Origin of the sequence: Mesorhizobium sp. M7A.F.Ca.CA.002.09.1.1, from assembly GCF_003998555.1 — a bacterium.
GTDB classification, from domain to species: Bacteria; Pseudomonadota; Alphaproteobacteria; order Rhizobiales; family Rhizobiaceae; genus Mesorhizobium; species Mesorhizobium ciceri.
This window is the reverse complement of the sequence record NZ_RZRR01000095.1, coordinates 1-9,817: the sequence shown is the minus strand read 5'-3', so window position 1 is coordinate 9,817 and position 9,817 is coordinate 1. Positions and strand designations below refer to the sequence as shown.

The 9,817-nt window shown below is 63.8% G+C and carries 13 protein-coding genes and 1 pseudogene; 13 read left to right on the top strand and 1 reads right to left on the bottom strand.

The genetic code is table 11. The features are described from left to right. The 9 genes from EN994_RS06805 to EN994_RS06765 all read left to right on the top strand — a co-directional run. Positions 1-427 (top strand): hypothetical protein (locus EN994_RS06805; protein ID WP_127307453.1); only part of this gene is annotated, 427 nt, incomplete at its 5' end. 157 nt (positions 428-584) lie between these two features. After that, positions 585-1,064 (top strand): transcriptional regulator NrdR, encoded by a 480-nt coding sequence (gene nrdR / locus EN994_RS06800; RefSeq protein WP_013532250.1) that lies wholly within the window; start codon positions 585-587, stop codon positions 1,062-1,064. A gap of 2 nt (positions 1,065-1,066) precedes the next feature. Continuing rightward, positions 1,067-2,182 (top strand): bifunctional diaminohydroxyphosphoribosylaminopyrimidine deaminase/5-amino-6-(5-phosphoribosylamino)uracil reductase RibD, encoded by a 1,116-nt coding sequence (gene ribD / locus EN994_RS06795; protein ID WP_063167764.1) that lies wholly within the window; start codon positions 1,067-1,069, stop codon positions 2,180-2,182. 12 nt (positions 2,183-2,194) lie between these two features. Next, positions 2,195-2,812, top strand: coding sequence for a riboflavin synthase (locus EN994_RS06790; RefSeq protein WP_063167765.1), 618 nt, complete (start codon positions 2,195-2,197; stop codon positions 2,810-2,812). Positions 2,813-2,875: 63 nt separating this feature from the next. Then, positions 2,876-3,136: a ribbon-helix-helix domain-containing protein gene (locus EN994_RS06785; protein WP_013532247.1), complete on the top strand. Its 261-nt coding sequence runs from the start codon at positions 2,876-2,878 to the stop codon at positions 3,134-3,136. After that, positions 3,136-3,411, top strand: a complete 276-nt coding sequence (locus EN994_RS06780) for a type II toxin-antitoxin system RelE/ParE family toxin (protein ID WP_013532246.1) — start codon at positions 3,136-3,138, stop codon at positions 3,409-3,411. Before EN994_RS06785 ends, EN994_RS06780 begins: the two co-directional genes overlap by 1 nt. A gap of 81 nt (positions 3,412-3,492) precedes the next feature. Further along, positions 3,493-3,987, top strand: coding sequence for a 6,7-dimethyl-8-ribityllumazine synthase (gene ribH, locus EN994_RS06775; protein ID WP_063167766.1), 495 nt, complete (start codon positions 3,493-3,495; stop codon positions 3,985-3,987). Continuing rightward, a complete protein-coding gene (nusB, locus tag EN994_RS06770; RefSeq protein ID WP_013532244.1) occupies positions 3,984-4,484 on the top strand; it encodes a transcription antitermination factor NusB in 501 nt (166 codons plus the stop codon). Before ribH ends, nusB begins: the two co-directional genes overlap by 4 nt. Beyond that, complete coding sequence (locus EN994_RS06765; protein WP_063167767.1) at positions 4,481-5,692, top strand: MFS transporter; 1,212 nt, start codon at positions 4,481-4,483, stop codon at positions 5,690-5,692. Before nusB ends, EN994_RS06765 begins: the two co-directional genes overlap by 4 nt. Positions 5,693-5,700: 8 nt before the next feature. On the opposite strand, the gene EN994_RS06760 is transcribed toward EN994_RS06765, so the two are convergent. After that, positions 5,701-6,273, bottom strand: coding sequence for an NADPH-dependent FMN reductase (locus tag EN994_RS06760; RefSeq protein ID WP_013532242.1), 573 nt, complete (start codon positions 6,271-6,273; stop codon positions 5,701-5,703). 204 nt (positions 6,274-6,477) lie between these two features. Here EN994_RS06760 and EN994_RS06755 point away from each other — a divergent pair, with 204 nt between their 5' ends. The 4 genes and pseudogenes from EN994_RS06755 to EN994_RS06740 form a co-directional block, all read left to right on the top strand. Then, positions 6,478-7,389: an ABC transporter substrate-binding protein gene (locus EN994_RS06755; protein WP_013532241.1), complete on the top strand. Its 912-nt coding sequence runs from the start codon at positions 6,478-6,480 to the stop codon at positions 7,387-7,389. A gap of 55 nt (positions 7,390-7,444) precedes the next feature. After that, positions 7,445-8,608, top strand: coding sequence for an ABC transporter permease (locus tag EN994_RS06750; RefSeq protein ID WP_127307452.1), 1,164 nt, complete (start codon positions 7,445-7,447; stop codon positions 8,606-8,608). After that, positions 8,605-9,543, top strand: coding sequence for an ABC transporter ATP-binding protein (locus tag EN994_RS06745; protein WP_013532239.1), 939 nt, complete (start codon positions 8,605-8,607; stop codon positions 9,541-9,543). The genes EN994_RS06750 and EN994_RS06745 overlap by 4 nt, the downstream gene beginning before the upstream one ends. Beyond that, positions 9,540-9,817: pseudogene (locus tag EN994_RS06740) on the top strand (ABC transporter permease); the annotation flags it as partial. The gene EN994_RS06745 and the pseudogene EN994_RS06740, both read left to right, overlap by 4 nt.

Sequence of the window (9,817 nt, the reverse complement as noted above, 5' to 3'; positions counted from 1 at the left end):
GGATCTGCGCAAGACCTGCGCGGCCTCGACCGCCTTTATCGGCGCTGGCGGCGAGAGCGGCGTTCTGACGCTCATCATCACGAACGGCGATGCACTGCCGCCGGATGCCTACCCGTCCGTAACGATCGCCGTCGACAACAAGGCCTTGCCGGCCGGCAAGTCGGTTGCCGCCACTTTCGGCGACGACAAGGGCCGCGTCACTGCCAAGCTCCATTCCGATGGCGCCGTCAACGGCCGGCTCAGTTGGACCGTCGACAACCAGTCCAAGACCAGCCTGGCGCTCCTGCGCGCCATGCGCCGGGCATCGGTGCTTGACGTCTCCTTCGGCGATGCGCCGGTTGGAAGCATATCCATGGACGGCTTCACCAAGGCCTATCGTAGTCTCGGCGCATCGTGCGGGTTTCCGACCGCCGACGTTGCTCCCTGAAGACATCGGTACGCTGTGCGGCTGCTGGCGAGGCTGGCAATCCTGCTTGCGCCTCGCTATCTCTGAAGGGCGAGGGAGCTGTTGGCGACACTTTGCCATCGCTGCAAAAACCTCTAAGCCTTTCGCTTCACCAGATTCGCCAACCAAAGGCTTCTCCATGCGCTGTCCCTATTGCCAGTCGGAAGATACGCAGGTGAAGGATTCTCGCCCCGCCGAGGATGGCGCGGCGATCCGCAGGCGGCGCGTCTGCCCCGATTGCGGCGGCCGTTTCACCACCTTCGAACGCGTGCAGTTGCGCGACCTCGTCGTGGTCAAGAAATCGGGCCGCAAAGTGCCCTTCGACCGCGACAAGCTGTTGCGCTCGGTGGAGATCGCCGTGCGCAAGCGCAATGTCGATCCCGAACGCATCGACCGCGCGGTGACAGGCATCGTGCGCCAGCTCGAAAGTTCCGGCGAGACGGAGGTTGCTTCGGGAGAAGTCGGTCGCCTGGTCATGGAAGCGCTGAAGTCGCTCGACGATGTCGCCTATGTCCGTTTCGCCTCGGTCTACCGCAATTTTCGCGAGGCCAAGGATTTCCATGAATTGCTGGGCGAGCTCAAGGGCGACGAAGTCAAGGGTGAAGAGGAAGCCAGCTGAGCATGACTGCAAGCGAACAGGCCGCCCTTGATCGCCGCTTCATGGCGGCGGCACTCAGACTGTCGCGAAAAAATGCCGGGCGCACCGCGACCAACCCGTCTGTCGGTACGCTGATCGTACGCGATGACGGCAATGGTCCGATGATCGTCGGCACCGGCGTCACCGCTGTCGGCGGCCGTCCGCATGCCGAGACCGAGGCCTTGGCCGAGGCCGGCGACCTCGCGCGCGGCGCCACCGCCTACGTCACGCTGGAACCTTGCGCCCACCACGGCCGCACGCCGCCTTGCGCCAATGCGCTGGTCAATGCCGGCGTTGCGCGGGTCGTCGGTGCCGCCAGCGATCCCGATTCGCGCGTGTCCGGCAAGGGTTATGCGATCCTGCGCGCGGCCGGTGTCGAGGTGGTCGAGAAGGTGCTGGCGGCGGAAGCTGCCGAGCAGATGGCCGGCTATTTGATTCGATCGTTGAGAAAACGCCCGGAAGTGATTCTCAAGCTTGCGCTTTCCAGCGACGGCAAGATCGGCAGGGAAGGTGACGGGCAGGTGTCGATCACCGGCGATATCGCGCGCCGAGAAGTGTATCTGATGCGGGCTGAGGCGGACGCCATACTGGTTGGTATCGGCACCGCCCTTGAGGATGATCCGGCCCTGACGGTGCGTTTGCCGGGGCTTGAGAACCGTTCGCCTGCCCGCATCGTGCTCGACCGCCAGCTCAGGTTGCCGGAGGCCTCGAAGCTGGTTTCGGGCGTCGACCGGGTACCGCTCTATATCGCCGCTTGCCTGGAGGCCGATCCGCTGCGGCGGGCAGCACTCGAACGCGCCGGCGTGCGCTTCATCGGCACCGAGACGCACGAGGGCGGCGTAGCCTTGCCGGAACTACTCGAGGATCTGGCCGCGCTCGGCATGGCCAGCGTGCTGGTCGAGGGCGGCGCCAGGGTGGCGAGCGCTTTCCTGGCCGACGGGCTGGTCGACCGCATCGTGCTGTTCCAGGGACCGGATGCAATCGGCGACGACGGCATTGCATCGCCGATCGACGCCGACCATATCCCGGCAGGATTTCGCAAATTGCGCGACATGCGTTTCGGCGAAGACAGCTACGCCGAGTGGACAAGAGACCTCTAGGGATCAACACCGATGTTTACCGGAATTGTCACCGATGTCGGCACTGTCGCGTCCGTCAAGCCGCTCAGGGAAGGGGCGGGGCTGCGCATCGACACAGCCTATGACCCGCAGACCATCGCCATCGGCGCCTCGATCTCCTGCGGCGGCGTCTGCCTGACAGTCACGGCCTTGCCCGACAGCGCCTCGAATGCACGCTGGTTCGAGGTTGAAGCATGGGAGGAAGCCTTGCGGCTGACCACGGCCTCGGGCTGGAAATCCGGCACCAAGGTCAACCTGGAGCGGGCGCTGAAGATCGGCGACGAACTCGGCGGCCACATCGTTTCGGGCCATGTCGACGGCATGGCCGAGATCATCGAGCGCAAGGATGAGGGCGATGCCGTGCGCTTCACGCTGGAGGCGCCGCGCGACCTGGCGAAGTTCATTGCGCCCAAGGGATCGGTCGCGCTCGACGGCACCTCGCTCACCGTCAACAAGGTCGAAGGCGCGCGCTTCGACGTGCTTTTGATCCACCATTCGCTGACCGTGACCACCTGGGGTGAGCGCAAGGTCGGTGACCGCGTTAATCTCGAGATCGACACCATGGCGCGTTATGCGGCGCGGCTGGTCGAGGCGACGAAAGAGGGGCTTTAAGTGCTGCTGCACTCGACTTAATCAGTTTTAATCGCTATGATTAAATCTGATTGTGAGGCTCTGATGGATACAAAAGTAATCACCGCTCACGTTCCGCTGCCGCTGGCTGAAAAGGTAGATCAACTGGCTGCCCGCCTTGAGCGCCCACGCGGCTGGATCGTCAAACAAGCTCTTTCCGCGTGGGTGGATTTGGAGGAGGAGCGCCGACGGCTCACGCTTGAAGCAATGGCCGATGTCGACGCAGGACGGGTCATCGATCACCAGGCCGTGCAGGCGTGGGCTGAGAGTCTTGGTACCGACAAGCCACTGCCGGTGCCTCGTTGATGGAGTTGAAATGGACCAACAAGGCTTTGTCCGACTTGGTCCGGCTACATGATTTTCTCGTGCTAGCAAATGGCCCGGCGGCCGCACGTGCCGTGCAGTCGCTTACTGCCGCGCCGGCACGGTTGGTCGAATATCCGCGCATCGGTGAGAGACTGGAAGAGTTCGAACCACGAGAAGTGCGTCGCATTTTGGTAGGCAGCTACGAAATTCGTTACGAGATACAGAACACGACAATTTCTGTGTTGCGCCTGTGGCATACGCGAGAGGATCGATAGGACAGGAGTCCATCCAGCAATCTTCCGCTTGCGATGAACCCGGCTTCGGCCTAAGTCACCGGCAACTCCCCGGAGACTTTTATGGCTGGTACATCCCAACACGGCAAAGCCTTCATTCGTCCGAAGGCGAAGGCGCATCTGCTCATTGTCGAAGCGCGCTTTCACGACGACCTTGCCGACGCGCTGCTCGATGGCGCGACAAGCGCGCTCGATGAGGCGGGCGCGACTTATGACGTCGTCACCGTTCCAGGTTCGCTGGAGATCCCCGCGGTGATCACCTTTGCACTGGACGGCGCGACGGAAGGCGGCACACATTATGATGGCTTTGTCGCGCTCGGCACCGTCATCCGCGGCGACACCTATCATTTCGACATTGTCGCCAATGAATCCAGCCGCGCGCTCATGGATTTGAGCGTGCAGGACTCGGTCTGCATCGGCAACGGCATCCTCACCACCGAGAATGACGCCCAGGCCTGGACTCGCGCCAAGCGCTCGGAAGGCGACAAGGGCGGCTTTGCCGCGCGTGCGGCGCTGACCATGATTGCCCTCAAGGAACAATTGGGAGCGCGATCGTGAGCGAACCCGCTTCGCCCGGGCAGCCCGCGATGCGCCACGCCAACAAGCGCGGCGCTGCCCGTCTGGCCGCCGTGCAGGCGCTCTATCAGATGGATGTCGCCGGCAGCGGTGTCTTCGAGATCACCGCCGAGTACGAGGCGTTTCGCCTTGGCAAGGAAGTCGACGGCGCGCTCTATCGCGAGGCCGATGCGCAATGGTTTCGCGCTATCCTGGCGGGTGTCGTCGAGAACCAGAAGACCATCGATCCGATCATCCGCCAGGCGCTGACCGAGGACTGGCCGCTGTCGCGGCTCGATTCGACGCTGCGCGCCATCCTGCGCGCCGGTGTCTACGAACTGATGAAGCGCGAGGATGTCCCGGTCGCCGTCATAGTCTCCGAATATGTCGACATCGCCAAGGCCTTCTACGAGGAAGACGAGCCGAAGCTGGTCAATGCCGTGCTCGACCGTGTGTCACGCCGGGTGCGTGGCGAGGGGCGCGGCAAGGACGCATCATGACGGCAATCGCCGTCGAGGCAGGCAGCGAGGCGCGCCGCACGGCGCTGATCCTGGCCGCATCGCAGGCGATCATCGGCTCGGCGGCCCCCATCGCCATCTCCGTGGGCGCGCTGGCCGGGCAATATCTGCTTGGCCCCGACAAATCATTGGCGACAGCGCCGATCACCGGCTTCAACATCGGCGTGGCGCTCGGCGCGCTGCCCGCAGCGGCCATCATCCGCAGAATGGGCCAGCGCGGCGGCTTCATGACCGGAACGATCGTCACGGCGCTTGGCGGCCTGATCGCCACGCTTGCGCTTTTTCAAGGGAGCTTCTGGCTGTTTGCCTTTGGCTTGCTCACGATCGGTGTCGGCGGCGCCTTCGTCCAGCAGTTCCGCTTCGCCGCCGCTGACAACGCACCGCCGGAATTCAAGGCGCGCGCCATCTCCTTCGTGCTGGCCGGCGGCATCGTCACCGCTATCCTCGGGCCGCAGATTGTCATCTTCACCCGCGAATCGCTGGCGCCGGTCATGTTTGCCGGTTCGTTCGTGTCCATCCTGCCGCTGGCCGCCGTCGGCGCCATCATCCTGTCCTTCCTGCGGCTGCCGGCGAAAGCATCCGGCAAGGTGGAGATCGCCGACAGCGACGCCAGACCACTGGCTGAAATCGTCACGCAGCCGCGTTTCGTCGCCGCGCTTTTCTGTGCGGTCGGCAGCTACGCGCTGATGAGCTTCGTCATGACGGGCGCACCGCTGGCCATGGTCGGCTGCGGACTGTCGGAGACCGACGCGACGCTCGGCATCTCCTGGCACGTCATGGCGATGTTTGCGCCAAGCTTCTTCACCGGCTCGCTGATCCATCGCTTCGGCGCCGAACGCATTGTGACCACCGGCCTGATCCTGCTCATCGGCTGCGCCATTGTCGCTCTGTCGGGCCTGGCGCTGTGGCAGTTCTGGACGTCGCTGATCCTGCTGGGCCTTGGTTGGAACTTCGGCTTCATTGGCGCGACCGCAATGGTGGCCTCCACCTACCGGCCGTCGGAAAAGGGCAAGGTGCAAGGCTTCCACGACTTCGTCCTGTTCGGCTCCGTCGCCTGCGCCTCACTGATGTCGGGCATGGTCTACAACGCCTGGGGCTGGGAGATGCTGAACTGGATAGTCTTTCCGGTCACCGTCCTGTGCTTCGTGGCGCTGGGCGCGCTGAAGGTGACGAGCGCGCGCCCGGCTTGACGCCAAACCTATGCGTCCGGCGGCAACACCTGAAGCACCCTCGCTATGAACATATGGAACTCAGCCATGTAGTTGCGCAGGAAGTCCTCGGTGGATTCGACCGTCACTTCGCCGTCGTCCGTTATCAGTCCCGGCGTGAACTGGATATAGGCTTCCGGCGCATTCATCTGGGGTGAGTTGCAGAAGCTCAGAACGCTGCGCAGGCTTTGTTGGGCGACAGCGGTTGCGATGGCGCCCGGCGATGTTCCGATGACGGCGGACGGTTTGCGCGCGAATGAATTCTTTCCATAGGGGCGGCTCGCCCAGTCGATCGCGTTCTTTAATCCGCCAGGGATCGAGCGGTTGTACTCCGGGGTAACGAACAGGACGGCCTGAACGGACGCGATCGCCTTTTTGAAATCCCGGGCGACCGGCGGGAAATCCGCATCATAATCGTAGCTGTAAAGAGGCAGATCCCTGAAGGCGATTTCCGTCATTTCAAGTTCCGGAGGAGCCAGTTGAACGAGCGCCTTCGCGAGCTTGCGGTTGATGGATTCCCGGGCAAGACTTCCGATGAGGTAGCCGACTTTGTGTATGGCCATGACACGCTCTCCGTGTTTGCCACCCGCACCCTATGGCATTATCCGCCAGATGGCAGCAGATCGCCAGCGTCGCCTCAAAATCGGCCTTCCGAACAAAAATATTGCGCTGATCCCCCTTGTTATGAAACCGTGTGCCCCGACTGGCCGTTGAAGCCATGCTCATATGCGGTCATCGCGTTTCGGTTCATAGCTAGGGGTTCCACAATGTTTTCAGTCAAGTTTCTGGCCGGCGCGGCATTGGCGCTCGGCATCACGGTGGCTTCCGCCAATGCCCAGGTGGTTGTCTCTTCGAAGATCGACACCGAGGGCGGCGTGCTCGGCAACATCATCCAGCTCGTCCTCAACGCCAACAACATCAAGACATCGGACCGCATCCAGCTCGGCGGCACGCCGGTGGTGCGCAAGGCGATCACCGCTGGCGAGATCGACATCTATCCCGAATACACCGGCAACGCCGCCTTCTTCTTCGAGAAGGCCGACGACCCGGTCTGGAAGGATGCCGCCAAGGCCTATGAAACGGCCAAGAAGCTCGACTACGACGCCAACAAGATCGTCTGGCTGTCGCCGTCGCCCGCAAACAACACCTGGGCGATTGCGCTGCGCAAGGAAGTCGCCGAGACCAACAAGCTCGCCACGCTCACCGACTTCGGCAAATATGTCGCGGGCGGCGGTCAGGTGGTGCTGGCGGCTTCTGCCGAGTTCGTCAATTCGGCGGCTGCACTGCCGGCCTTCCAGACCACCTATGGCTTCACGCTGAAGCCGGACCAACTGATCACTCTCTCAGGCGGCGACACCGCGGCAACCATCGCCGCGGCCGCCAACCAGACCAACGGCGCCAATGCGGCCATGGTCTACGGCACCGATGGCGGCATCGCACCGTCCGGGCTCGTCGTGCTCGACGACGACAAGGGCGTGCAGCCGGTCTACCAGCCGGCGCCGATCATCCGCGAAGCGGTGCTGAAGCAACATCCCGAGATCGAGACGCTGCTGAAGCCGGTCTTCGCCAAGCTCGACCTCGTCACGCTGCAGGAGCTGAATGGTCGCGTGCAGGTCGGCGGCGAGCCGGTCAAGGGCGTCGCCGAGGACTTTTTGAAGAAGAACGGCTTCCTGAAGTAGGACGATTCCGGCGCGCCGCTTTCGTGGCGCGCCGGATCGACTGACGGGGGAGGGCGTGAACATCCGCTTCGACAAGCTCGGCGTGGTCATCGCCGCTATATCAGCCTACGCGGCTTTTGCCGCGCCCTTTGCCACGTTCCGTGCCAACCGCATCGTCCCCGGCCAGGCGCGCTCGATTCTCGAGGCGCTGCCGGCAACCACCGGGACGCTGCTGCTCGTCATGATCGTCGCCGCAGCACTCATCGCGCTGTTCAAGACACCGCTTTCGCTGCGCCTTGCCGCCAGCGTGGTGGCGCTTGCCGCGCTCGCGCTGCTGATCGGCGTCGCCGGAACATTCCTCACGCCGGAGGGCAACACCTTTGCGAGAGTTTCGCCAGCCTCCGGTTTCTGGATTCTGATCTTTGCCTTCACGCTTTTGCTCGCCGATGTGCTGACACGGCTGGACCTGTCGCCATTGGCACGAGTTGGCGTGCTTGCGGTCTCGGCTTTGGCGATCGGGCTGCTGTTGATTTCGGGAAGCTGGGACAATCTGTCGATCCTGAAGGAATATTTCAACCGCGCCGACCGTTTCTGGGCGGAGGGCTCCAAGCATGTAACGCTGTCGCTAGGGTCGCTGCTTGCGGCAGTGGTCGTCGGCCTGCCGCTGGGCATTCTCTGCCATCGTGTCGAAAGTCTGCGCGCCGGGGTTCTCAACGTGCTCAACATCATCCAGACCATTCCCTCGATCGCGCTGTTCGGCCTGCTGATCGCGCCGCTCGGCTGGGTGGCCACGCATGTGCCGGGGGCTGCCGCGCTCGGCATTCGCGGCATCGGCACCGCACCCGCCTTCGTCGCGCTGTTCCTTTATTCGCTGCTGCCGGTGGTGGCCAACACCGTGGTCGGTCTCGCTGGCGTGCCGCGCGCGGCCAACGACGCCGCGCGCGGCATGGGCATGACCGACAGGCAGCGCCTGTTCGGCGTCGAGTTCCCACTGGCCTTTCCAGTGATCCTGACCGGCATTCGCATCGTCTTGGTGCAGAACATCGGCCTCGCCACCATTGCCGCGCTGATCGGCGGCGGCGGTTTCGGCGTATTCGTCTTCCAGGGTGTGGGCCAGACGGCGATGGACCTTGTGCTGCTCGGCGCGGTGCCAACGGTCGCGCTCGCCTTTGCCGCCGCCATCATCCTCGATGCGGTGATCGAAATGACCGCCACCAGGCGCAGGGTTGAAACGGCATGATCGAGATCGAAGGCATTACCAAGCGCTATGACGCGACGACCGTGGTCGATGACGTGTCGATGGTCATCGAGCCGCGCACCATCGCCGTCATTGTCGGCACGTCCGGGTCCGGCAAGACGACGCTGCTGCGCATGATCAACCGGCTGGTCGAGCCGACCTCGGGCATCATCAAGCTCGACGGCGCCGACAATCGTTCGCTGCCCGGCTATGAGCTGCGCCGCAGCATCGGCTACGCCATCCAGGGCCACGGCCTGTTCCCGCATCGCACGGTGGCGCAGAACATTGCCACCGTGCCGGTGCTGCTCGGTTGGGACAAGGACCGCATCAAGGCCCGGGTCGACGAACTGATGACGCTCTATCAGCTTGACCCCGAAGCCTTCGGGCCGCGCTATCCGCACGAACTGTCCGGCGGCCAGCAACAGCGCGTCGGCGTTGCCCGCGCGCTCGCCGCCGAGCCCAACGTGCTGTTGATGGACGAACCGTTCGGCGCCCTCGACCCGATCATCCGCAACAAGGCGCAGGAAGATCTGCTGGCGATCCAGAAGCGCTTCGGCACCACCATCATCCTGGTCACCCACGACATGGAAGAGGCCGTGCATATGGGCGACAAGATCGCGGTCATGGATGCCGGCAAGCTGGTGCAATACGCCAAGCCCGCCGAGATCCTGGCAAAGCCGGCAAGCGCCTTCGTCGAGACCCTGGTCGGCGCCAGCGAAAGGCCGTTCCGGCTGCTGTCGCTCGGTCGGGTCCGCGATGCCGTGGAGAAGGGCTCCGCCGAAGGCGAGGCGATCCCCGGCGACGCCAGCCAGCGTGACGCGCTGGCCGAATTGTTGTGGACGGGCCGGCCGGCGCTGCCGGTCAAAGGCGCCGATGGCAAGCCGCTTGGCCGCGTCACCGTCGACGGGCTGGTGAAGCGCGCGGCGAGGCCCGCATGAAGGCCTGGCTTCCATCGCTGCTCAGACTTGCCCTGGTGATGCTGCTCGTTGCCTTCGTCACCAATCCCGGCTGGTTCGTGCCGCTGCTGAAGCCGCTGACCGAAAACAATGCGCCGGTGATCTACAACCAGGGCAGCCTGCTGACGCTGACATTGCTGCATTTGCGCACGGTTCTGATCGCCACCGTGGCAGCAACCATCGTTGCGGTGGCGCTTGCCATCCTGGTCACCAGGCCCGCCGGCGCCGAATTCCTGCCGCTGTCGCGCAGCCTGGT

Bases quoted from the DNA above. Each gene is read 5' to 3' on its own strand.
- nrdR (WP_013532250.1), top strand. From the start codon at position 585: ATGCGCTGTCCCTATTGCCAGTCGGAAGATACGCAGGTGAAGGATTCT.
- EN994_RS06760 (WP_013532242.1), bottom strand. From the start codon at position 6,273: ATGGCCATACACAAAGTCGGCTACCTCATCGGAAGTCTTGCCCGGGAA.
- EN994_RS06790 (WP_063167765.1), top strand. From the start codon at position 2,195: ATGTTTACCGGAATTGTCACCGATGTCGGCACTGTCGCGTCCGTCAAG.
- EN994_RS06765 (WP_063167767.1), top strand. From the start codon at position 4,481: ATGACGGCAATCGCCGTCGAGGCAGGCAGCGAGGCGCGCCGCACGGCG.
- ribH (WP_063167766.1), top strand. From the start codon at position 3,493: ATGGCTGGTACATCCCAACACGGCAAAGCCTTCATTCGTCCGAAGGCG.
- EN994_RS06755 (WP_013532241.1), top strand. From the start codon at position 6,478: ATGTTTTCAGTCAAGTTTCTGGCCGGCGCGGCATTGGCGCTCGGCATC.
- EN994_RS06780 (WP_013532246.1), top strand. From the start codon at position 3,136: ATGGAGTTGAAATGGACCAACAAGGCTTTGTCCGACTTGGTCCGGCTA.
- EN994_RS06785 (WP_013532247.1), top strand. From the start codon at position 2,876: ATGGATACAAAAGTAATCACCGCTCACGTTCCGCTGCCGCTGGCTGAA.
- ribD (WP_063167764.1), top strand. From the start codon at position 1,067: ATGACTGCAAGCGAACAGGCCGCCCTTGATCGCCGCTTCATGGCGGCG.
- EN994_RS06745 (WP_013532239.1), top strand. From the start codon at position 8,605: ATGATCGAGATCGAAGGCATTACCAAGCGCTATGACGCGACGACCGTG.